20 protein-coding genes and 1 pseudogene are annotated in these 20,590 nt (G+C 74.7%); 8 read left to right on the top strand and 13 right to left on the bottom strand.

Annotation, left to right across the window (positions count from 1 at the left end):
* Positions 1–4: 4 nt before the first annotated feature.
* Positions 5–343, top strand: a pseudogene (locus ACWCYO_RS05975) (SAM-dependent methyltransferase); the annotation flags it as partial.
* 75 nt (positions 344–418) lie between these two features.
* Here ACWCYO_RS05975 and ACWCYO_RS05980 read toward each other — a convergent pair.
* Both ACWCYO_RS05980 and ACWCYO_RS05985 read right to left on the bottom strand, forming a co-directional pair.
* Entirely contained in the window at positions 419–1,081 is a 663-nt protein-coding gene (locus ACWCYO_RS05980) for a response regulator (RefSeq protein ID WP_449783518.1), read from the bottom strand.
* Entirely contained in the window at positions 1,078–2,274 is a 1,197-nt protein-coding gene (locus tag ACWCYO_RS05985) for a sensor histidine kinase (protein ID WP_449783519.1), read from the bottom strand. The genes ACWCYO_RS05980 and ACWCYO_RS05985 overlap by 4 nt, the downstream gene beginning before the upstream one ends.
* Before the next feature lie 125 nt (positions 2,275–2,399).
* Between ACWCYO_RS05985 and ACWCYO_RS05990 the strand changes: the two genes are divergently transcribed.
* The gene (locus ACWCYO_RS05990; protein WP_449783520.1) at positions 2,400–3,311 is read left to right on the top strand and encodes an ABC transporter ATP-binding protein; all 912 of its coding nucleotides are present in this window, start codon (positions 2,400–2,402) and stop codon (positions 3,309–3,311) included.
* A complete protein-coding gene (locus tag ACWCYO_RS05995; RefSeq protein WP_449783521.1) occupies positions 3,308–4,138 on the top strand; it encodes an ABC transporter permease in 831 nt (276 codons plus the stop codon). Before ACWCYO_RS05990 ends, ACWCYO_RS05995 begins: the two co-directional genes overlap by 4 nt.
* A 33-nt stretch (positions 4,139–4,171) precedes the next feature.
* Here ACWCYO_RS05995 and ACWCYO_RS06000 read toward each other — a convergent pair whose 3' ends face one another.
* The 4 genes from ACWCYO_RS06000 to ACWCYO_RS06015 all read right to left on the bottom strand — a co-directional run bounded on the left by ACWCYO_RS06000 (position 4,172) and on the right by ACWCYO_RS06015 (position 8,180).
* On the bottom strand, positions 4,172–4,813 hold the full coding sequence (locus ACWCYO_RS06000; RefSeq protein WP_449783522.1) for a maleylpyruvate isomerase N-terminal domain-containing protein: 642 nt from the start codon (positions 4,811–4,813) through the stop codon (positions 4,172–4,174).
* Positions 4,814–4,852: 39 nt separating this feature from the next.
* A complete protein-coding gene (locus tag ACWCYO_RS06005) occupies positions 4,853–6,226 on the bottom strand; it encodes an MFS transporter (RefSeq protein WP_405000783.1) in 1,374 nt (457 codons plus the stop codon).
* 332 nt (positions 6,227–6,558) lie between these two features.
* Positions 6,559–7,005 carry a Uma2 family endonuclease gene (locus ACWCYO_RS06010; RefSeq protein WP_449783523.1) on the bottom strand — a complete coding sequence of 149 codons (447 nt, stop codon included), beginning with the start codon at positions 7,003–7,005 and terminating at the stop codon, positions 6,559–6,561.
* Between the two features lie 137 nt (positions 7,006–7,142).
* Positions 7,143–8,180, bottom strand: a complete 1,038-nt coding sequence (locus tag ACWCYO_RS06015; protein WP_449783563.1) for an aldo/keto reductase — start codon at positions 8,178–8,180, stop codon at positions 7,143–7,145.
* A gap of 130 nt (positions 8,181–8,310) precedes the next feature.
* On the opposite strand from ACWCYO_RS06015, the gene ACWCYO_RS06020 reads away from it, so the two are divergent.
* Positions 8,311–9,024, top strand: a complete 714-nt coding sequence (locus ACWCYO_RS06020; protein WP_449783524.1) for a TetR/AcrR family transcriptional regulator C-terminal ligand-binding domain-containing protein — start codon at positions 8,311–8,313, stop codon at positions 9,022–9,024.
* A 69-nt stretch (positions 9,025–9,093) separates the two neighbouring features.
* Here ACWCYO_RS06020 and ACWCYO_RS06025 read toward each other — a convergent pair whose 3' ends face one another.
* Positions 9,094–9,291: a hypothetical protein gene (locus ACWCYO_RS06025; RefSeq protein WP_449783525.1), complete on the bottom strand. Its 198-nt coding sequence runs from the start codon at positions 9,289–9,291 to the stop codon at positions 9,094–9,096.
* A 198-nt stretch (positions 9,292–9,489) separates the two neighbouring features.
* Here ACWCYO_RS06025 and ACWCYO_RS06030 point away from each other — a divergent pair, with 198 nt between their 5' ends.
* Positions 9,490–10,176: a C39 family peptidase gene (locus ACWCYO_RS06030; protein ID WP_270141271.1), complete on the top strand. Its 687-nt coding sequence runs from the start codon at positions 9,490–9,492 to the stop codon at positions 10,174–10,176.
* A 17-nt stretch (positions 10,177–10,193) separates the two neighbouring features.
* Here ACWCYO_RS06030 and ACWCYO_RS06035 read toward each other — a convergent pair whose 3' ends face one another.
* Both ACWCYO_RS06035 and ACWCYO_RS06040 read right to left on the bottom strand, forming a co-directional pair.
* Positions 10,194–11,234, bottom strand: a complete 1,041-nt coding sequence (locus ACWCYO_RS06035) for a TerD family protein (RefSeq protein ID WP_449783526.1) — start codon at positions 11,232–11,234, stop codon at positions 10,194–10,196.
* 82 nt (positions 11,235–11,316) lie between these two features.
* Complete coding sequence (locus ACWCYO_RS06040; protein WP_449783527.1) at positions 11,317–12,513, bottom strand: cytochrome P450 family protein; 1,197 nt, start codon at positions 12,511–12,513, stop codon at positions 11,317–11,319.
* Between the two features lie 386 nt (positions 12,514–12,899).
* Here ACWCYO_RS06040 and ACWCYO_RS06045 point away from each other — a divergent pair, with 386 nt between their 5' ends.
* Positions 12,900–13,958, top strand: coding sequence for a S41 family peptidase (locus tag ACWCYO_RS06045; RefSeq protein WP_449783528.1), 1,059 nt, complete (start codon positions 12,900–12,902; stop codon positions 13,956–13,958).
* On the opposite strand, the gene ACWCYO_RS06050 is transcribed toward ACWCYO_RS06045, so the two are convergent.
* The 4 genes from ACWCYO_RS06050 to ACWCYO_RS06065 form a co-directional block, all read right to left on the bottom strand.
* Positions 13,946–14,431: an inorganic diphosphatase gene (locus ACWCYO_RS06050; protein ID WP_449783564.1), complete on the bottom strand. Its 486-nt coding sequence runs from the start codon at positions 14,429–14,431 to the stop codon at positions 13,946–13,948. The genes ACWCYO_RS06045 and ACWCYO_RS06050 overlap by 13 nt on opposite strands.
* 182 nt (positions 14,432–14,613) lie before the next feature.
* Positions 14,614–15,048: a cupin domain-containing protein gene (locus ACWCYO_RS06055; protein WP_449783529.1), complete on the bottom strand. Its 435-nt coding sequence runs from the start codon at positions 15,046–15,048 to the stop codon at positions 14,614–14,616.
* Between the two features lie 123 nt (positions 15,049–15,171).
* The gene (locus ACWCYO_RS06060; RefSeq protein ID WP_449783530.1) at positions 15,172–15,903 is read right to left on the bottom strand and encodes a Mut7-C RNAse domain-containing protein; all 732 of its coding nucleotides are present in this window, start codon (positions 15,901–15,903) and stop codon (positions 15,172–15,174) included.
* 114 nt (positions 15,904–16,017) lie between these two features.
* Positions 16,018–17,271 (bottom strand): MFS transporter, encoded by a 1,254-nt coding sequence (locus tag ACWCYO_RS06065; protein ID WP_449783531.1) that lies wholly within the window; start codon positions 17,269–17,271, stop codon positions 16,018–16,020.
* A 551-nt stretch (positions 17,272–17,822) separates the two neighbouring features.
* On the opposite strand from ACWCYO_RS06065, the gene ACWCYO_RS06070 reads away from it, so the two are divergent.
* On the top strand, positions 17,823–20,048 hold the full coding sequence (locus tag ACWCYO_RS06070) for a molybdopterin cofactor-binding domain-containing protein (protein ID WP_449783532.1): 2,226 nt from the start codon (positions 17,823–17,825) through the stop codon (positions 20,046–20,048).
* Positions 20,049–20,065: 17 nt separating this feature from the next.
* The gene (locus ACWCYO_RS06075) at positions 20,066–20,530 is read left to right on the top strand and encodes a (2Fe-2S)-binding protein (RefSeq protein ID WP_270141288.1); all 465 of its coding nucleotides are present in this window, start codon (positions 20,066–20,068) and stop codon (positions 20,528–20,530) included.
* Positions 20,531–20,590 lie beyond the last annotated feature (60 nt).

Genomic DNA, 20,590 nt, shown 5'->3' on the forward strand with positions numbered 1-20,590 from the left:
AACGGTCTACGACTACCTCATCGGCGGCAAGACCAACTTCGAGGCGGACCGGGCCGCCGCGCACGCCTCGGTGCAGGCCTGGCCGGCGCTGCCGATCTCGATGCGCACCACCCGGGACTTCATGCAGCGCTCGGTGCGCCACCTCACCGAGCGGTACGGGGTCCGGCAGTTCCTGGACATCGGCACCGGCATCCCCACCTCGCCCAACCTGCACGAGATCGCCCAGGCGGTCGCCCCCGAGGCCCGGGTCGCGTACGTGGACAACGACCCGATCGTGCTGACCCACGCCCGGGCCCTGATGTCCAGCACGCCCCAGGGCCGCACCTGTTACGTGGACGCCGACGCCCCGGTCATCCGCGACCGGGACATCGCGATGTACGCGGGCGTGGCCGTCAAGGACTGATCGGCGGCGGCCTGGTCAGCCGGGGACGGAGACCAGGCCCGTCTCGTAGGCCAGGATGACCAGTTGGACCCGGTCGCGGGCGTCCAGCTTGGCGAGCAGCCGGGTCATGTAGGTCTTCACGGTGGCGATGCTGAGGACCAGCTCGGCGGCGATCTCGGTGTTGGACAACCCCCGGCCGACCAGGGTGAGGATCTCCCGCTCCCGGTCGGTGATCACGTCCAGCCGGCGCGAGGCCGGGACCGGTGTCCGTTTCGGTCGCTGTCCCGCGAACGCCCCGATCAGCCGCCGGGTGACGCTCGGCGCGATCAGCGCCTCCCCCGCGGCGACCACCCGCACCGCGGCGAGGATGTCGTCCAGCGCCATGTCCTTGACCAGGAAGCCGGACGCGCCGGCGCGCAGCGCCGCGTACACGTGCTCGTCCTCGTCGAAGGTGGTGAGCACGACCACCCTGGTCGGCCCGCCGTCGGCGGTCACCTGCCGGGTGGCCTCGATGCCGTCGGTGCCGGGCATCCGGATGTCCATCACCACGACGTCCGGCCGCAGTTCGGCGGCCAGCCGGACGGCCTCGGCGCCGTCGCCCGCCTCGCCGACCACCTCGACGTCGGTCGTCTCGGCGATGACCATCTCCAGGGCGGCCCGCACCAGCGGCTGGTCGTCGGCCAGGACCACGCGGATCATGCGGCGACCTCCGCGGAGTCGGGGATCGGCAACCGGGCGGCGACCCGGAAGCCGCCGTCCGGTCGCGGCCCGGCCTCGAACTCGCCGTGCAGCAGGGCGACCCGCTCGCGCAACCCGGCCAGGCCGAAACCGCTGCCGGGCGCGGTGCCGTGGCCCCGGCCGCGGTCGGTGATCTCGACGGACAGCTCCCCCGCCGTCCGGCCGACGGTCACCAGGCAGTCGCGGACCCCCGCGTGCCGGACCACGTTGGTGACCGACTCCTGGATGATCCGGAACGCCGAGAGGTCGATCTCCGGTGGCAGCGGGCCCGGTTCGCCCGCGCGCCGCACCTCGACCCGCACGCCCGCAGCCGTGGTGGTCTCGGCCAGCCGGTCGAGATCGGCCAGGCCGTGCGGGGCGGTGTCCGACACCTCGCCGTCGGCCTGCCGCAGCGCGACCAGCATGCGGCGCAGCGCGGCCAGGGTCTCCCGGCCGGCGGCCTCGATCTCGCCCAGGGCCTGCTTGGCCCGCTCCGGCCGGCGGTCGATCACCCGGCGGGCGGCGCCGGCCTGCAGTGCGACGATGCCGATGCTGTGCGCGACGGTGTCGTGCATCTCCCGGGCGATCCGCAGCCGTTCGGCGGTGACCGCCTCGGTGGCCGCCCGGGTGCTCAGTGCCTCGGCGTGCTCCCGGTTCTGCCGGAGCGAGCGCCCGGCCAGCCGGGCGACCAGGGCGAGCAGGGCCGCGCCGTCGGCGCTGCCGATGTGGGTGCCGGTGAAGATGCCGACGGTGTTGCCGGGGACGAGTCCGATGTGCAGCACCAGGAAGGTCATGACCAGCGCGAAAGCGGCGCGCGAACTGCGGCGCGGCGCTCCGGCGGTGATCACGAAGAGCGCGACGTCCACGGCGAGCAGCGCGGCCGGGGGCACCTGCGAAAACCTCGCGGACCAGCCGTCGGTCTCGGTCCAGGTGGCGATCAGCAGCACGGCGACCGAGAGCACCGGCACCCGGCGCACCAGCGCGGCACCGGCGAAGGCCACCACCGTGGTGGCCAGGGTGAAGGGCAGGCCGCCGTGCGCGGCCGCGCCGTGTTGCCGCCACCCGGTGTCGCGGAGCAGCACGGCGGGATAGGCGACGGCCACGCACCAGGCGAGGGCGACCCAGGCCTCGGGCGGGACGCGCCGGATGAGCGGGGGCGTCGGTGTCGCGGGCATGGTTCAAGATCGTAACGACGGGGGTGGGCGCCGTCATCCGACCGTGGTTGTACGACCGGGGCCGACCTGCGGTGTCGACACCGGTCCGATGCGTCGGCAGGGGCTCCCCCGGCACCGTGGTGCCCATGATCGAAGTCATCGAACTGACCAAGCGCTACGGCCGCCGGACGGCCGCCGACCGGTTGACCTTCACCGTCCGCCCCGGCCACGTCACCGGTTTCCTCGGCCCCAACGGCGCCGGCAAGTCCACCACCCTGCGGCTGATCCTCGGCCTCAACGACCCCACCTCCGGCACCGCCACCGTCGACGGCCGGACCTTCCGCGGCCTGCCGCGCGGCCTGCGCGAGGTCGGCGCGCTGCTGGACGCGGGCGACGTGCACGGCGGCCGCACCGGCGCGGCCCACCTGATGGCGCTGGCCCGCAGCAACGCCATCCCCTACGGCCGGGTGGAGGAGGTGCTGGCCGAGGTCGGGCTCACCGAGGCCGCCGGGCGGCGGATCGGTGGCTACTCGCTGGGCATGAAGCAGCGCCTCGGCATCGCCGGCGCCCTGCTCGGCGACCCGCCCGTCCTGCTCTTCGACGAGCCGCTCAACGGGCTGGACCCGGAGGGCGTGCTCTGGGTGCGCGGACTGTTCCGCCAACTCGCCGCGGAGGGCCGGACGGTCTTCGTCTCCAGCCACATGATGGCCGAGATGCAGCACACCGCCGACCGCCTGGTGGTGATCGGCCGCGGACGGCTGATCGCCGACGAGGGCCTCAGCGAGTTCGCCGCCCGCGCCGGCCGGGCCGCCGTCACCGTCCGCGCCGCCGAACCCGACCGGCTGACCGCCGTGCTGCGCGCCGTCGGCGCCACCGTGCGCCCCGGCCCGGACGGCACCCTGGACGTCACCGGCCTGGACGCCGGCCGGATCGGCGAACTCGCCCTGGAACAGCGCCTGTTGCTGTACGCCCTGACCGATCGCGGCGCCTCCCTGGAGGAGGCCTTCATGGAACTGACCGCCGACAGCGTCGAGTACCTCGCCGGAGAGCCCCGATGAGCACCGCCACCCTCCCGACCCCCGTTCGCCGCCACCGCTTCGGCGACCTGCTGGCCGCCGAGTGGCTCAAGTTCTGGTCGCTGCGCTCGATCCCCTGGGTGCTCGGCCTCGCCACGCTGCTCGCCATCGCCGCCAACCTCAAGTCCGCCCAGTACACCCACGACCACTACGTGCCCGGCGACGGCGACCCGGCGGTGATGGCGCAGATCGCGCTGGACGACTCCTTCGACATCGTCTCCGCCGACACCCTGATGCTGGTCGGCGGCGGCCTGGGCGCCATCGTCATCGCGGGCGAGTACGCGACCGGGCTGATCCGCACCACCCTGGCCGCCGTCCCGGACCGCCGGGCGGTGCTGCTCGCCAAGGCCGCCGTGCTGACGGCGGTACTGCTCGGCTTCGGGACGGTCACCGCGGGCGGCTCCTTCGGCCTCACCCAGGCGGTCCTGGCCGACCGGGGCATCGGGCAGTCCATCACCGACCCGTCCGCCCTGCGGTACGTGGCCGCCGCCGCGCTGTTCGCCCCGGTGTGCGGGCTGGTCGGGCTCTGCCTCGGCACCCTGATCCGGCACAGCGCGGGCGCGGTGGTGGGCACCGTGGTGGTGCTGTTCTTCCTGCCGTCCCTGGTCACCGAGCGCTACCGCTGGACGGCCGACCTGCTGCACATCCTGCCCTTCCCCGCCTGGCAGCGCCTGGCCCGGATCACCCTGGCGGGCATGCGGCCCACCGACTACCCGGCCACGGTCGCGGGCGCCTGGACCACGTACGCGGCGTGGGCGCTGGCCTCGGTGGTCATCGCGACGGTGGTGATCCGGCGCCGCGACCACTGATCCGCGCCGACCACTGATCGGCGCAAGGCCGTTTCAGAACGCGGCGATGCTCCCCGGCGCCCGCTCGGCCCGGCTGAGTGCCCTCAGCACGCTCACCGGGCCGTGCCGCCGCACCGCCAGCCGGGTCAGCAGCCCGATCACGGACTCGGAGGTCTCCGGCGGAAGTTCGGGGGTCGGCACCCCGACGCTGACCGCGAGGTCGTCCGCGTGGACGGCCAGTTCCATCGTCCGGGTGGTCAGCAGGTCGTCCAGCGCGAGCGACCACGCTCCCCAGAACGGCAGCCGGACCGCCCGGGCGCCGTCCTCGCCCGCGAGGACCGCCGGGAGTCCGGCGATGGTGTCGGCGACCCGTCGGCTCAACGCGACGGGGCCGGACGCCCCCAGCGCCTCGCTGCTCTGCCGGATCCGCACGTTGATCTCGGCATCGACTCCGGCCCCGAGCCACTGCGACCGCCGGTAGTGCTCCAGAAGCCCCACCGTCTCCTCGCCTGGCGCCGGGGCGGCCAGCACCTCCGGCACGCACAGCACCTGGTACGCCAGGTGCCCGGCCAGGCCGCCCACGCTCCACTGCGCCAACGCACTCGGCCGCTCCCACTCCTGGGCCACCTCCGGCCGGCGCAACAGCCCCTCGGCCGCGCGGGCCGCCGCCAGGAACTCCACCCGGGCATCCGTCATGCCGCACCTCCCAACGCCCCCGGCCGACCCGGCTCGTCGTCACCCCGCTCGGGGCTGTTCCGCATTCTCCCGCCGGTTCGCCCATTCGTCGGCCAGGGCCACCAGCAGCGCTGCCAGGACCAGCCCCGATGCCACCGTGTCGCCGAGTTGGAAGGCGAGGGCCCAGTCGGGGTGGCGGCCGGCGGCATGGGCGAAGAAGACCGAGCCGACGAGGGCGATGCCGACGGCCGAGCCGACCCGCTGGGCGGTCTGCAGGACGCCGCCGGCGCTGCCGGCGCGGGCGATCGGCACGTGCTGGAGGGTGAGCGTCTGGTTCGGGGAGATCACCAGGCCGCTGCCCACCCCGGCGACCAGCAGCGGGCCCAGCGTCGTCCAGGCCACCGAGGGCCCGGACCACAGCTGCACCGCCAGGGCGGAGGCCAGCAGGCCGAGCAGCACCAGCACCAGCCCCGCCACCACCAGCCGTCGTCCGAGCCGGCTGACCAGCCGCCCGCCCACCGCCGCCGACACGCCCGAGCCGACCGCGAAGGGGGTGACGGCCAGGCCCGCCGCCAGCGCCGAGTAGTGCAGGCCCGCCTGCAAGTAGAGCGTGAAGATGAAGAAGACCGCGGTGAACCCGGCGAAGTACACCAGTGACAGCAGCACTCCCGCCGCGTACGGCCGCACCGTGAACAGGGCCATGCTGACCAGCGGTTCGCGTCGCCGCCCGTAGTGCCGCTCCCAGCCGACGAAGACGGCCAGCAGCACCGCCGCCACCGGCAGCAGCAGCCAGCGGGCCGGGCTGTGCCACTGCTGCTGCTGGACGAAGGGCAGCAGCAGGGCGACCGTCCCGGCGCCGAGCAGCAGCACCCCGACCGGGTCGAAGTCGCGGTGCCCGGCCCGTTCGGCGGTCGGGCGGGGCGGCGGGAGCAGCCGGTAGGCGATCGGCAGGGCGGCGACGCCGATCGGCAGGTTGACCAGGAACACCCAGCGCCAGCCGTCCTGCGGGCCGAACAGGTGGATCAGCACTCCGCCGAGCAGCGGTCCGACGGCGGTGGACAGCCCGATGGTGGCGCCGAGTGCACCGAAGGCCCGGCCGCGTTCGGCGCCCTGGAACAGGGTCTGGATGAAGCCGGACACCTGGGGCACCAGCACCCCGCCGGCCGCGCCCTGGAACAGCCGGGCCAGCACCAGCCACTCCTGGTCCTGGGCCGCCCCGGCCAGCGCGCTGGCGGCGGTGAACAGGGCGAGTCCGGCGAGGAAGACCGCCCGCCTGCTGCGAGCGTCACCGAGCCGCCCGGAGGGGACGAGCACCAGGCCGAAGGCGAGCGCGTAGCCGCTGAGCACCCACTGCAGGCCGCTGTCCGACATGTGCAGTCCGGCCCGGACGGTGGGCAGCGCGACGTTCACGATGCTGACGTCCAGCAGGGTCATGAACCCGGCGACCAGGCAGACCGTCAGCGCTCGCCAGCGCCGTGTCTGGGCCCGCCCGCAGACCGCGGTGGATCCGGGCGGCTGCTGCTTCTCGGCGTCGCGGGAGGGTTGGGAGGTCAATGGGGGCCTCTTCCCGGTGTTCGGGGACTGGTCCCGGCTGGTCCTGGCTCTGCTCCGGCTCATCGTCGCCCGGCCCACAGCGCGCCGCCACCCGGGTCCGCCACCCCGCGCGGCCCGTCCGTACCCGCCCGGAGCCGGTGGCAATCACTTGAACGGCCCAACCGGATCGCGACCGGCGCCCGCGCGAAGGCTTCCGCCCGCTCGTAGCCCGGCTACAGGCGGGTGGTGTCGAGGTCGAGGTCGAAGGGACTCGGCAGGTGGACCGGCGCACCGAAGGGGTGCGGGCCGCTCTCCTTGGCGGACCCGAGGCGGGTCGGTTCGCCGTACAGGGTGCAGGTGCGGTTCTGCCGGTCGACGAGGAGGTAGAGCGGAGCGCCGTACTGGCCGTACCGATGGCGCTTGACGACGCGGTCGGTGTCCGCGCCGGAAGGAGAGCTGACCTCGACGATCAGGAGGGTCTGATCGGGGAGCGAGGCGCCTTCCGTCTTCGCGGCGAGGTCGGCCGGCACGACGGCTGGGTCCGGGACGTACCAGTTCTCGCTGCCGGGCAGGTCGAGATTGCCGGAGCCGGACACCAGGTCGAGCTCTTCCGGACGGGGACCGAGCTGACGACGGACGACCTCGGCGGCTGACTCGTGCGCCCACGACGGCAGGGTCATCACGCCGCCGGCCGCCGCGCGCCGGCGCGTCGGCGATGCCGGGGGCGCGGCCCTCGCCGATCGGGAGGTCCGCGCCCCCGGCGATCAGCAGCCCACCCAGGCTGGCCGGCGAAGCCGGTGAACGGGGTTTCGGCAGGTCAGCCCGCCAGCGGCGGGTTGAGCCGGGCGAAGCCGGCCTGGCGACGGTACGGGAAGTGCGGGTAGGGCGCGGTGCGGGCGCTGGCCGCGTCCAGGCGGGCGACCTGGTCCTCCGTCAGCGACCAGCCGACGGCGCCGAGGTTCTGCCGCAGCTGCTCCTCGTTGCGGGCGCCGATGATGACCGAGGAGACGGTCGGGCGGCGCAGCAGCCAGTTGATCGCCACCTGGGGGACGGTGCGGCCGGTCTCGGCGGCGATCTCGTCCAGGGCGTCGACCACCCGGTACAGCAACTCGTCCTCGACCGGCGGGCCGTAGTCGGCGGTGTCGTGCAGCCGGCTGCCGGCCGGGAGCGGATGGCCGCGCCGGATCCGGCCGGTGAGGCGGCCCCAGCCGAGCGGGCTCCAGACCAGGGCGCCGACGCCCTCCTGCTGGGCGAGCGGCATCAGGTCCCATTCGTAGTCGCGGCCGACCAGGGAGTAGTAGACCTGGTGGGCGGCGTAGCGGGGGCGACCGTGGCGGTCGGCGAGGTCCAGGGACTTCATCAGCTGCCAGCCGGAGAAGTTGGAGACTCCGGTGTAGCGGATCTTGCCCGCGCGGACCAGGTCCTCCAGCGTGGCCAGCACCTCCTCGATCGGGGTGGCCGCGTCGTAGGCGTGCAGCTGGAACAGGTCGAGGTGGTCGGTGCCGAGGCGGCGCAGCGCGTCGTCCACGGAGCGGATGAGCCGGGCACGGGAGGTGCCGGCGTCCTGGGGGCCGTCGCCGAGCGGCAGGCCGGCCTTGGTGGAGATCAGCACCTGGTCGCGGCGGCCGCGGACGGCCTGGCCGAGCACCTCCTCGGAGGCGCCGTCGGAGTAGACGTCGGCGGTGTCGAACAGGGTGACTCCGGCGTCGATGGCGATGTCGAGCAGGCGGCGGGCCTCCTGGACGTCGGTGGTGCCCCAGGCGCCGAACAGCGGGCCGCGGCCGCCGAAGGTGCCGGTGCCGAGGCTGAGCGCGGGGACCCGGAGTCCGGATGCGCCGAGCCGGCGGTACTCCATGCCGGTGGATCGCGTGGTGGTGGTTGTCATGACCGTACTCCCCTCGGAGCCCTCTAATGGGACTCCCGTTCCGTTAGGATGTTTCGAAGCTAGCAGACCTCTCCCGGCTAATGGAACAGGAATCCCGTTAATGGCCGTCGAACCGGTTGCCCCCGCCGAGCCCGCCGGCTCCCCCGAGCCCGCCGAGCCCGGGACACCCGCAACGCCCGGGACGCCCGCAACGCCCGGGACGCCCGCAACACCTGGGACGCCCGGCACCGTCCGCCCCGGCGGCCGCACCGCCCGGGTCCGCGCCGCCGTCCTGCGGGCCGCCGAGGACGCCCTGGTCGAGCACGGCTTCGGCGGCCTGGACCTCGCCGACCTCGCCCAGCGCGCCGAGGTCGGCCGCACCACCGTCTACCGCCGCTGGGGCAGCACCACCGCCCTGGTCGCCGACCTGCTCGCCGACATGGCCGAGCAGTCGCTGCCGCGCAGCCGCAGCGGCTCGCTCGCCGAGGACCTGCGGGCCAACGCCCGGCTGGTCCAGCGCACGCTGGCCGACCCCCGGCAGGGCGCGCTCTTCCGCGCCGTCATCGTGGCCGCCAACGGCGATCCGGGGACGGCCGAGGCCCTGCGGCACTTCTACCGGCGCCGGGTCGAGGAGTGGGCGCCGTGCGTCACCGAGGCCGTCGAGCGCGGCGAACTCCCGCCCGACACCGACCCGTTCGAGGTGATCCGGGCCGTCTCGGCGCCGCTCTACTACCGGATGCTCACCACCGCCGAGCCGCTCGACGAGCCCGCCGCCGACCGCGCCGCGGCCGCCGCCGAGGCCGCCGCCCGGGCGGGGGCGTACCGGCGGGCGTGAGAAGCCGAACGGCCGCCCGACGCGGTTGCTTCGGGCAGCCGTTCGGTGCGGGAGGGCGGTCCGGGGGGGTCAGTCCTCGCCGAACTCCTCGTCGAACTCCTCGCAGTTCTCCCGGAGTTGCTCCAGCAGGCCGACCCAGAGGTCCGACTTCTCCGACCCCTGGCCCAACTGCGCGACCAGCGCCTCGAACTCGTCCAGCGCGGCCTCGGCGTCATCGCCCGTGATCCGCTCCTCGAAGGTGGCCAGCAGCGCCAGCGCGCCGATCACCTCGGGCAGCGAGTCGGCGGCCCAGCCGCCGTGGCCCGGCCCGGTGGTCCAGGCGGTGCAACGATCCCATCCAAGCGCATGGCACGGACAGTCGCTGGCACCGGGTCAGCTCCTCCGGGACCACCACCGCGTACGCTCCGTCACCTGATCGCCGCCCAGCAGCTGCGGCGCGCAACCGGCCTTCGTAGCGTCATGGCCATGGCGATCACCGCACGAGCGCGAGCGTCCTGGCTCGCCGTCCTGACCACCGCGACCCTGGCGGCGGGCACCGGCCCCGCGCGGGGCGCCCCCGGCACCCTCGACGACGTCAGCGTCCCCTACTACCACCAGCAGCTCAGCGACGACTGCGAGGCCGCCGCACTGCGCATGGTCCTCGCCGCACGGGGCGTGGACGCGGACGACCAGCAGATCCTGGATCGGATCGGCGTCGACCGCGAGCACCCCGAGTTCGGCCACTCCGGCCCACGCTCCGGCGACCCCTACCGGGCGTTCGTCGGCGACCCGAACGGCTCGGAGACGGGCGGCACCGGGTTCGGCGTCTACCACCCACCGGTCGCCGGGGCCGCCCGCTCCTACGGGCTCACCGTGCTCCAGGACGACGAGGGCGTCTCCGTCCAGGAGCTGAAGGACCACCTGGCCGCCGGCCACCCGGCGATCGTCTGGGTGGACTACCTCTGGCGGCACCTCGCCACCACCACGTACACGGCGTACGACGGCCGGAGCATCCCGTACGCGGGGCCCGCCGAACACACCGTCGTCGTCACCGGGTTCAGCGGCGGCAACGTCTCGCTCAACGACCCCGCGCGCGGCCGCACCACGGTCTCCGAACAGGACTTCGCCGACGGCTACGCCACCTACGGGCAGATGGCGGTCGTCATCGGCTGACCGGACCGGCGCGGGTGTCAGAAGAAGGAGTCGTCGTCGTCCTCGTAGTAGTTGTTGACCACCACGTGCGGCTCGTCGTCGCTCAGCGCCTCGTTCAGCAGCATGCCGCCGACCAGGCCCGCCGCACCCGCGCCGAGCATGGCGCCGGTGCCGAAGCGGCGGCCGCCCTGTTCATGCTGCTGGGCGGGCACCTGCGGCTGGACCTGCTGCTGCGGGTAGCCGGCCTGCGGCGGCGTGTAGAACGGCGGGACGGTGGTCTGCACCCGCTGGGCGCAGGCCGCGCAGGTCTCGATCTGGCGCGGCACGCCCCACTGCGGCTGCCACAGCACCACGGCCGTGCCCACGCCGTGGGTGGGGTCGAAGAAACACGTCACGGCGGAACTCCCTGTTGCTGGCTGGGTCTTCGGAACAGCGGGAACGGCGGCGGGGGCGGGGGCGGCCGGAGCGACGGGCGGCGGCGGGGCGGTGGACGCGGCGACGGGCGCGGCGGCCGGCGCCGGCTGCAGGACGTCGACCCCGAAGTCGGTGGCGATGCCCGCGAGCCCCGAGGCGTAGCCCTGCCCGATGGCGCGGAACTTCCAGTCCGCGCCGTGCCGGTACAACTCGCCGAACACCATCGCCGTCTCGCTGCCCGTCTCCGGCGTGACGTCGTAGCGGGCCACCTCGGCGCCGCCGTCCGCGTCGGTGAGGCGGACGTACGCGCCGCGCACCTGCCCGAAGGTCTGCCGGCGCTGCGCCGCGTCGTAGATCGCCACCGCGAAGACGACCTTCTGCACGTCGGCCGCGACGTCCGCGAGCCGGACCTCGATCCGCTCCCGGTCCTCGCCCCCGCCGCCCGTGCCGAGGTGACGCACCGCGCCGTCCGGGCTCTGCAGGTTGTTGAAGAAGACGAAGTGCTGGTCCGTGGGCACCTTCCCGGACGCCCCGCAGAGCAGGGCGCTGGCGTCCAGGTCGTAACCGGCGCCGGCCGTCCAGCCGAGGCAGACCCGGACGGACCGCACGCCGGGCGCCTGCCGGTTCAGGGAGACGTTGCCACCCTTCGTCAGGGCCACACTCATGGGGTTTCCTCCACCACCGTCCGAATCACGCTGTCCGACCACGACAACGCCGTCGACGTCACGCCGGTTCCCGGTCGCCCGGTCAGAACCGGACGGGGAGTTCCAGCAGGCCACGGGCCCGCAGGGCGGGTCGGTGGCGCAGCTGCTCGACCGGGACGTCCAGGGCCAGCGCGGGGAAGCGGCGCAGCAGCGCGGTGATCGCGAGCGCCGTCTCCATCCGGGCCAGCGGGGCGCCCAGGCAGTAGTGGATGCCGTGGCCGAGGGCGAGGTGGCCGTTCTCCCGGCGGCGCAGGTCCAGCCGGTCGGGGTGGGTGAACTGCTCGGGGTCGCGGTTGGCGGAGGCGAGCGAGAGCAGCACCGTCTCCCCCGCCGGGATGGTGACGCCGCCGATGGTGACGTCCTCGCGCGGGAAGCGGCGGATGGCCAGCGGGCCCGGGCCGTCGAAGCGGGCGAACTCCTCGACGGCGCCAGCGACCAGCTCCGGCTCGGCGCGCAGCGCGGCGAGCTGCTCGGGGTGGGTGAGCAGGGCGAGGACGGCGTTGGCGATCAGGTGGACGGTGTTCTCGTAGCCGGCGAAGAGGATCAGGAAGGCCAACGAGGTCAGCTCGTCCTCGCTCAGCCGGTCCTGCTCGTCCCGGACGGCGATCAGGTCGGAGAGCAGGTCGTCGGCCGGCTCGGTGCGCTTGCGCTCGATCAGGCCGGTGAAGAACCCGAGCATCGCCTTGACGGCGTCACGGGCCTGCTCGGGGCGGGCCGGGTCCGGGGTGATCAGGGCGTCGGTCCAGGCGCGGAAGTCGTGCCGGTCGTCCTCGGGGACGCCGAGCAGGTCGCAGATGACCGTGATCGGCAGCGGCGCGGCGTAGCTCGCGAGCAGGTCGGCGCGGCGGGTCGGCGCGGAGGTGTCCTCCATGGCGTCGAGGAGTTGCTCGGCGACGCGCTCGATCGGCGCGCGCAGGGCGGCGACCCGGCGCGGGGTGAACGCCCGGGCGACCAGGCGGCGGATCCGGGTGTGGTCCGGCGGGTCCATGTTGAGCAGGTTGGCGTCCAGCGCGGGCGGCAGCGCGAGGCCCCGGTAGTTGCCGGGTGCGGCGTGCACCTTGTCGAGGGCGAGGCGCGGGTCGGCGAGGGCCTGGCGGACGTCCGGATAGCGGGTCACCAGCCAGGCGGGCAGGCCGTCCAGGCCGACGATGCGCTGGACGGGCGCCTCGGCGCGCAGCTTGGCGTAGGCGCCGTATGGGTCGGCGAGCAGGGACTTCACGGTCGGGTCGAGGGATGTCACCCGGTCAGCCTACGGGTAGCGGACATGCGCCCTGGCGGGGCATCAGCCCGCCACTTATGGTCAGTGCCCATGACAAAAACTCGCCGCACCGCCGGACGCGCCACCGGACAAGCCGCCACCCTGGCTACCGCCCTCGCCGGCACCCTCGCCGCCCTGCTCGCCCCGGCCACCGTCGCCCAGGCCGCCACGCAGGTCTCACCGGCCTGCCGGAGCAGCAGGACCAGGTCGCCTCACCGGAGTTCGAGCACAACGAGGCGGCGATCTCGGACGAGATCGGCGCGATCCTGCGCAGCGCCCGGCTCTGAGCCGGCAGACCCCGCGGAACGTCGAACGGCCCTACAGTGGTGCACGCCCCGCAGCGGCGCGGGGCGTGCAAGGGGGAGCACATGGAACGGAAGCGTTCACTGCGCCTCGCCGCCCTCGCGGCGGCGCTGGGTGTCCTGCTGACGGCAGCCGGGTCCGCGAGCGGGCTTTCGGGCGCTCCGGACGACGGCATGTCGCCCGAGGCCCGGACCTACCTGACGACGGCCCTGGACCTGATGGAGCAGCACTCCGTCCTCCGCCACCAGGTGGACTGGGCCCAGCTGCGGCGCCGGGCGCTGGACCAGGCGCACGGCGCCCGGACGGCGGCCGACACCTACGGGGTCATCGCCTCGGCGCTGAACTCCGTGCACGACGGCCACAGCTTCTTCGCCGCCCCGAAGACGGCCGCGGCCGTCTTCGGCGCCGTCGAGCTCGATCCCCAGGGTCTCCAGGGCACCTCGCTGGACGGCGACGGGATCGGCTACCTGGTGCTGCGCGCCGTGGAGGGCTCGGCGGCGACCCTCGACGGGTACGTCCGGCGGGGCCGCCAGGCCGTGGCGACCGCGGACCGGGCCGGGGCCTGCGGCTGGATCGTGGACCTGCGCGGGGACAGCGGCGGCGCCGTCCGGCCGATGCTGGCCGTCCTGGGGCCGATCCTCGGCGACGGACCGGCCGGCGGCATGGTCGACGCCGACGGCCGGCGGGCCGCCTGGTCGGTCGAGCACGGCAACGGCTACGAGGACGGCCGACCGATCGGCTGGGCGGACAGCCGGCCGATCGCCCGGAGCGTGCCGCCGGTCGCCGTCCTGACCGGCCAACACACCGCCAGTTCCGGCGAGGCGGTGGTGGTCGCCTTCCACGGCCGCCAGGGCACCCGGTTCTTCGGCGAGCCGACCTACGGCGTCCCCACCGGGAACAACCCCTTCCGCCTCTCCGACGGGGCGGTCCTGAACCTCACCACCGCCGACGACGTCGACCGCACCGGCCGCACGTACGACGCCCCCATCCCGCCCGACGAGGAGGTGGCCAACGACCCCGCCGCCGCAGTGGGCAGCGACCGGGACCGGGTGCTGGCGGCGGCCCGGGCCTGGCTGCACCGGCAGCCCGGCTGCCAGGGGAGTCAGGGGAGTCAGGCCGGGTAGGCGAAGCGCGTCCCCGCCGCCCGGGCGCGGGACTCGGTGATCTCGGTCCAGGCCGCCTCGCGGCCGGCCCAGTGCGAGCCCTCGACCGACTTGCCGCGTTCGAGGTCCTTGTACACCTGGAAGAAGTGGGTGATCTCCAGCAGGTCGAACTCGCGCAGGTCGCCGATGTCCCGCAGGTCCGCGTAGCGCGGATCGTGGGCCGGGACGCAGAGGATCTTCTGGTCCGGGCCGCGCTCGTCGCGCATCACCCACATGCCGACCGCCCGGCAGGTGAGCACGCAGCCGGGCACGGCCGGCTCGCCGCCGAGGACGAGGGCGTCCAGCGGTTCGCCGTCACCGCCGAGGGTGCCCTCGACGTAGCCGTAGTCCGCGGGATAGCGGGTGGCGGTGAAGAGCGTGCGGTCGAGGCGGATCCGGCCCGCGTCGAAGTCCATCACGTACTTGTTCCGCGACCCCTGCGGGATCTCGATCATCACCTCGAACTCGGCGGGTTCCACCGGTGGCCTCCTCCACGGTCATGCACCACCATCGCACGCCCGGCGGGCGTCCGCAGGGTCGCCCGGAGGAGCCGCCGGGGACCGTCCTGTCCGGGGCGTCCGAGCGCGGGCGCACGCCTGCGCCGACCGGGTGCCGGTGCGCAGCCCGGAGTCCCGCTTCAGCGGACGGTCGCCTGCCAGCGGCCCTGCTCGGGGCGGGCCTCGGGGTCCGTGCCCGGCCTGGGCGGCATGGTGACGGCGGTGATCCGCAGCGGTCCGTCGCCGTCCGGGTCGGCCCGGAACTGGAAGGAGGTGCCCAGCGGGATCGACACCGCCGTGCCGACCGCGAGCCGGACGGTCGCCTCCCGGCCGTCCTGGCGCCGCCACAGCTCGCCGCCGCCCGCGGTGACCTGCCACAGCTCCTGCACGGTGGCGTGCGACACCGCGCGGACGCCCTGCCCGGGCGCGAGCTCGAAGACCGCGAGGCTGCCCCGCCCGTCCAGCACCAGCAGCGGGCGGACCGCGGCGCCGTCCGGTGCGGTCACCACGGGGGCGTCACCGGCCTCGGCGCTCTCGAAGGGTTGGTGTACAGGCTGTACGGGTTGATCGCTCATCCGAGCCCCGGTCCCTCTCGTACGACGGAGTACCTGGGCTCGTCCCCCACCCCTGAGCGGACCACACCGCTGGGCGGGCCCGCCAGCCGCACTCGGCCGGATCCGTCCACGAAGGCCCCCCCGCTACCCCGGGACGCCGCCGAACTCGCGCACGGCGTCGGTGACGATGGACTCCAGCCGGGCGTGGTGCGCGCCGCGCCAGTAGGCCTGGCCGCAGTCGGCGCACTGGGCGAAGGCGTCGTAGGAGCGCTCGGTGCCGTCGTGGAGCTGCTCGCGCACCGTGGTCTTGCTCACCGTGCGCAGCGTGCCGTTGCAGGTGGTGCAGCGGCTCCAGGGCGCGAGCGGCGGGGCGAAGCGGGACAGCACGTCGCGCAGTTGCTCGGCGGGGCGGTGGCTGTAGACGTAGGCGCCGGCCCACAGTTCGCGGCGGCGCAGCAGGCCGCGGTCGCGCGAGAGCATGACGCGCTGCTCGGCGGCGGAGCGGGCGGCGAGGGCGGCGTCGCCGATGTCCGGGTTCTCGTACGCGGCGTCCACGCCGAGCAGGCGCAGCCGGCGGGCGAGGGTGCCGAGGTGGACGTCCAGCAGGAAGCGCGGCGGGGCGGGCGAGGGCTGCGGCCGGGCCACCGCCTCGACGCTGACGTGCTCGGTGTCGGCCGGGACGTGCGAGTCGGGCACCCGCCGGCCGTCCACCAGCAGGGCGCCGACCTCGGTCAGCGGGACGCCCAGGGACTCGACCACGTGGCCGAGGGTGGAGGTGCCGTCGGTGCGCAGCGCCGTCCGGCCGGCCCGCCGGGGCGCGGAGACGAAGAGGTGCAGCTCAGGGGCGAAGTCGAGCCAGATCTGGGGTCGGTCCACGCGGCCAGCATGCCAGCGGGCGGCAGGCCGGGGCCACCCTTTTCCGGACGCCGCCGGTCCGTGCCCCGCCTGCCCGTGCCCCGCCCGTCCGTGCCGTGCCTGGCCGTGCCCCGGCTACGCGGCGGGCACCACCGGGGCCGGCACCGGTCGGCGGTCGCGCGCCGCCCAGCGGGCGACCGGGCCCATCGCGTACCCGGCGGCGAGGAACACCCCGCCGAAGACCAGCCAGCCCGCGAGCCCGCCGTCCAGCAGCAGGCTGGTGAGCAGCAGCGGTCCGAGGGTGCGGGCGACGGCGACGCCGGTGCCGAAGAAGCCCTGGTACTGGCCGATCCGCTCCGGCGGCGCGAGGTCGAAGCCGAGCTGCCAGGAGCCGGCCGACTGCCGCATCTCGCCGGCCACCTGCAGCACGGCCCCGGCCACCAGCAGCGCGCCGATCGCCCACACCGGGACGTCCAGCGCGGACAGCCCGCAGACCACGCAGGACAGGAGCAGCAGCACTCCGGCCGCCCGGACGGCCCGCACCGCCGAGTCCAGCCCGGTGACGTCGCGGGCCGCCCGGACCTGGAAGAGCAGCACCGCCGCGGTGTTGAGCACGAACAGGGCCGAGCCGAGCCAGCCGAGCCCGGGGGCCCGCTGGGCGATCCACAGCGGGAGGATCAGGCTGAGCAGCGGCATCCGCAGCAGCAGCACGGTGTTGACCAGGGTGACGGCGGCGTAGCGGCGGTCGCGCAGCACGGCCAGGCGCGGGCCGGAGCCCGACTCCGGTTCGGCGGGCGGGACTTCGGGCAGCCGGCGGAGCAGCAGCGCGCCGGCCAGGAGACCGAGCATGGTGATGACGAAGGCGCCGAGGTAGGCGGTCCGGGTGCCGATGGTGAGCGCGATGCCGCCGATGGCGGCGCCAACGGCGAGGCCGCCGTTGAGGGTTGACTGGAGGTGGGCGAGCAGGCCGGTCCGTTCGGCACGCGGCACCAAGCCGGCGACCAGCGCCTGCCGGGCGGCGGTGAGCCCGGACTGGGCGGTGGCGTACAGGCAGACGGCGAGCAGGAAGGGCAGGTAGGAGCGGATCACCAGGAAGGCGGCGACCACGGCTGCCGCGCCGAGCGCGAGCGCGACCGCCGTGCGGCGCGGGCCGCGCCGGTCGGCGAGGTGACCGAGCGGGACGCCTGCCACCGAGCCGATCGCCCAGCCGACGGCGAGACCGAGGCCGAGGGCGGCCGGTGACATGCCGACCACCCGGGTGAAGTAGAGCGCGGAGCAGGTGTAGTAGGCGCCGTCGCCCACCGCGCTCGCCAACTGGGCGGCGGCGAGGGTGCGTTGGGGACCGGCGGGGGGCAGCAGGGCGAAGCCGGCGGCGCTCTGGTTCGGCACTTCTCTCCTGTCGGGCGGGCGACGCGCGGGCCGGACGTTCACGACCGTCCGGGGCGGGGCGCCGCCCAGCCTAGGCAGTGAATGGACCGTCCGACAGGTCCATTGATCTTGAGATTTCCTGGGCCACTTGAATGCGGCCGGAGGGGCTCCTCCGCACCGCCGGGCGAGCCCTGAACTCCCGTACGACGCCGGCCGGTTGACCCGGCAGCGGGATCCGCGCCGGGCCCGCCCTGGCCCGTCCGGGTTCGCCCCGCCCGGCCGAAGCGCCGTCCGTACCCGCTCCGACTGCCCTGCCGGAAGCGGACCGGACCCCTCCACCACCCGACCGGAGGGCCAAGTTTGGTCGTGTTGACCCGTCAATAGTGCCCTCCTATGCTCAACGGCGTTCGCGATCCGGCACCGGGGCCGGGGCCGTCCGTGCCCGCCCGATCCGGCGCCGTCTCCGGCTCGAAGGGTGTCCTCCCATCAGCACCTCCATCGCCCCCTCGGACTCCGCCGGCCACCCCGGCGCCACCGGAAGACCCGTCGGAACCGCCACCCCCGACAGCCTCGTGGACCCCACCGAGACCACCGCACGCCGCCGCTTCCTCACCTACCTGCTGGCCGCCCCGACCCTCACCGTCGCCGCCCGGCTCGGCCTCGACGCCGCCGCACCCGCCTCCGCCCAGGCGGCCGTGCGCGCCGCCGCGGCCGCCCAGGAGGCGGCCGCGCCCCGGCAGTTGCTCGGCCTGCCGGGCGTCCCGGACGTCCTCGACCTCGGCGACGCGCTGATCCTGGCCGGGCTGCCCACCGCGCACCTGCTGGTGCTCGAAATCACTCCCGCCGGGCGTGCCGCGCTGTACCTGCCCCGGCTGGAGGTCGGCCAGGGCCTGACCACCGCGATCGCCATGCTGGTCGCCGACGAGCTCGACGCCAGGCTCACCGACGTGGACGTACCGCTCTGCGACGGCCGTCCCGAACTGCTCTTCAACCAGCTCACCGGCGGCTCCAACTCGGTGCGCTCGCTGTACGACCCGGTACGCGCCGCGGCCGCCGCCGCCCGCGCCCGGCTGGTCACCGCCGCCGCCCAGCGCTGGAACGTTCCCGCGGGCGGCCTGCGCACCGCCGACTCCGCGGTCCTCGCCCCCGACGGACGCCGCCTCGGCTTCGGCGAACTCGCCGCCGACGCCGCCGCGGTGGTCGCGCCCGCCGTGCCCGCCACCCCCAAGCCGGCCGACCAGCGTCGCCTGGTGGGCAAGCCGACCGGACGCATCGACGCCCGCGACATCGTCACCGGGCGCGCCGAGTACGCCGGGGACCTGCAGATCCCCGGCGCCGCCCCCACCGTGGTCGCCCGCCCGACCACCGTCAACGGCACCCTCAAGTCCCTGGACGCCTCGGTCGCCCGCACCATGCCCGGCGTGCTCGCCGTGGTGCGGATCCCCAGCGGCGTCGCCGTCCTCGCCGAGACCTTCGACCAGGCGCTCAAGGCCCGCGACGCGCTGCGCACCAGCTGGAACCCCGGCCCGGTCGCGAACCTCTCCACCGCCGACGTCCGGGCCCAACTGCGCGCCGCCCACGCGCCGTTCCCGCTGCCGCCGCTGATCACCCCGTACCTGGACGGCGAGTTCGACTTCGCCTTCGTCAACCACGCCCCGATGGAGGTGCTGACCGCCGTCGCCGACGTGCGGCCGGGCCGCGCGGAGCTGTGGTTCGCCGCGCAGAGCCCGATCATCGCCCAGCAGACCATCGCCGCCGAACTCGGCCTGCCGCAGAGCGCCGTCACCGTTCACGTGGTGCGCGGCGGCGGCTCCTTCGGGCGCCGGCTGTTCTTCGACGCCGCGCTGGAGGCGGCCCTGATCTCCCAGGCCGCCGGCCGTCCGGTCAAGCTGATGTGGACCCGCAACGACGACATGCGGCACGGCCGGATGCGCCCCGCCAGCCACCACCGGATCCGCGCCACCTACGGCCCCGGTCAGGTGCTCACCTGGGAGCACCGCGCCGCCACCGTGCGGACCGACCTCTCGCACGGCCTCGGCGAGGCGCTCAGCGGAGCCGGGTTGAACCTCTCGGTCGCCGGGATCAGCCTCGCCCAGGCCCTATTCCTGCTCACCGAGAAGAACCCGTACGACGTCGGGATCCCCACCCAGCTGCTCGCCGAACTGCCGCTGCAGCTGCACACCGGCAGCTGGCGCTCGGTCTACTCCGGCACGGTCCGGGTCGCCGACGAGATCATGATGGACGAACTCGCCCGCCGGATGGGCCAGGACGAGGTCGCCTTCCGCCGCGCCCGGCTGCGCGACGCCGCCGGGCAGGCGGTGCTCGACACCGTCGCCAGGGCCGGCGGCTGGGGCCGCCCGATGCCGGCCGGCCAGGCCCAGGGCGTCGGCTACCACGACGAGAACGGCGGCCGGGTCGCCTACCTGGTCGAACTCGACGCCACCGACCGGGCCGCCCCCCGGGTCACCAAGGCCGTCATCGCCGCCGACGTCGGCCAGGTCATCAACCCCCGGGGTCTCGAGGCCCAGTTGACCGGCGCCCTGAGCGACGGCATCTCGGTGATCCTCCAGGCCGGCAACCACCTCGACAACGGCGCGTTCCGGGAAGGGAGTTACGCAGACTTCCACTACGCCCGGCAGCGCGACACCCCGCCGACGGTCGAGATCCACCTCATGCCGCCGAGCGGATCCCCTGGCGGCGCGGGCGAGTTGGGCGTCCCGGCGGCCTCCGCCGCCGTCGCCAACGCCTACGCCCGGGCGACCGGCACCAGCCCGCGCTCCTTCCCGATCAACTTCTGAGGAAATCGATACCCCCCATGCCCACCCACACCTTCGTCCTCAACGGGCAGCCCGTCACCGTCGACGCCCCGGACGACATGCCGCTGCTCTGGGTGCTGCGCGACAAGCTCGGCGTCACCGGCCCCAAGTACGGCTGCGGGGTGGGCGTCTGCCGGGCCTGCACCAGCCACCTGGACGGCCAGGAGTTCCAGCCCTGCACCCGCTCCGTCCAGGACTGCGAGGGCCGCACCGTCACCACCATCGAGGGCCTCGCCGACGGCGACACCCTCCACCCCGTGCAGGAGGCCTGGATCGACTGCGACGTCGCCCAGTGCGGCTTCTGCCAGCCGGGCCAGATCATGACGGCCGTCGCCCTGCTGCGCCGCACCCCCAACCCGACGGACGCGGACATCGACCAGATCCAGAACATCTGCCGCTGCGGCAGCTACCCGCGCATCCGCGAGGCGATCAAGCGCGCGGCGGCGGGTGGACGGGTGCACTGACGCGGCTGCGCCGCACCCCGCCAGAAGCCACCTGTCATGCCGTCAGTTTCCAGGGGGTGC

The sequence above is a fragment of the Kitasatospora sp. NPDC001683 genome (assembly GCF_053596495.1).

Bases quoted from the DNA above. Each gene is read 5' to 3' on its own strand.
- ACWCYO_RS05985 (WP_449783519.1), bottom strand. From the start codon at position 2,274: ATGCCCGCGACACCGACGCCCCCGCTCATCCGGCGCGTCCCGCCCGAG.
- ACWCYO_RS06010 (WP_449783523.1), bottom strand. From the start codon at position 7,005: ATGACCCTGCCGTCGTGGGCGCACGAGTCAGCCGCCGAGGTCGTCCGT.
- ACWCYO_RS06015 (WP_449783563.1), bottom strand. From the start codon at position 8,180: ATGGAGTACCGCCGGCTCGGCGCATCCGGACTCCGGGTCCCCGCGCTC.
- ACWCYO_RS05990 (WP_449783520.1), top strand. From the start codon at position 2,400: ATGATCGAAGTCATCGAACTGACCAAGCGCTACGGCCGCCGGACGGCC.
- ACWCYO_RS05980 (WP_449783518.1), bottom strand. From the start codon at position 1,081: ATGATCCGCGTGGTCCTGGCCGACGACCAGCCGCTGGTGCGGGCCGCC.
- ACWCYO_RS06050 (WP_449783564.1), bottom strand. From the start codon at position 14,431: ATGATCGAGATCCCGCAGGGGTCGCGGAACAAGTACGTGATGGACTTC.
- ACWCYO_RS06075 (WP_270141288.1), top strand. From the start codon at position 20,066: ATGCCCACCCACACCTTCGTCCTCAACGGGCAGCCCGTCACCGTCGAC.
- ACWCYO_RS06005 (WP_405000783.1), bottom strand. From the start codon at position 6,226: ATGACCCTGCTGGACGTCAGCATCGTGAACGTCGCGCTGCCCACCGTC.
- ACWCYO_RS06020 (WP_449783524.1), top strand. From the start codon at position 8,311: ATGGCCGTCGAACCGGTTGCCCCCGCCGAGCCCGCCGGCTCCCCCGAG.
- ACWCYO_RS06030 (WP_270141271.1), top strand. From the start codon at position 9,490: ATGGCGATCACCGCACGAGCGCGAGCGTCCTGGCTCGCCGTCCTGACC.
- ACWCYO_RS06000 (WP_449783522.1), bottom strand. From the start codon at position 4,813: ATGACGGATGCCCGGGTGGAGTTCCTGGCGGCGGCCCGCGCGGCCGAG.
- ACWCYO_RS06045 (WP_449783528.1), top strand. From the start codon at position 12,900: ATGGAACGGAAGCGTTCACTGCGCCTCGCCGCCCTCGCGGCGGCGCTG.
- ACWCYO_RS06055 (WP_449783529.1), bottom strand. From the start codon at position 15,048: ATGAGCGATCAACCCGTACAGCCTGTACACCAACCCTTCGAGAGCGCC.
- ACWCYO_RS06035 (WP_449783526.1), bottom strand. From the start codon at position 11,234: ATGAGTGTGGCCCTGACGAAGGGTGGCAACGTCTCCCTGAACCGGCAG.
- ACWCYO_RS05995 (WP_449783521.1), top strand. From the start codon at position 3,308: ATGAGCACCGCCACCCTCCCGACCCCCGTTCGCCGCCACCGCTTCGGC.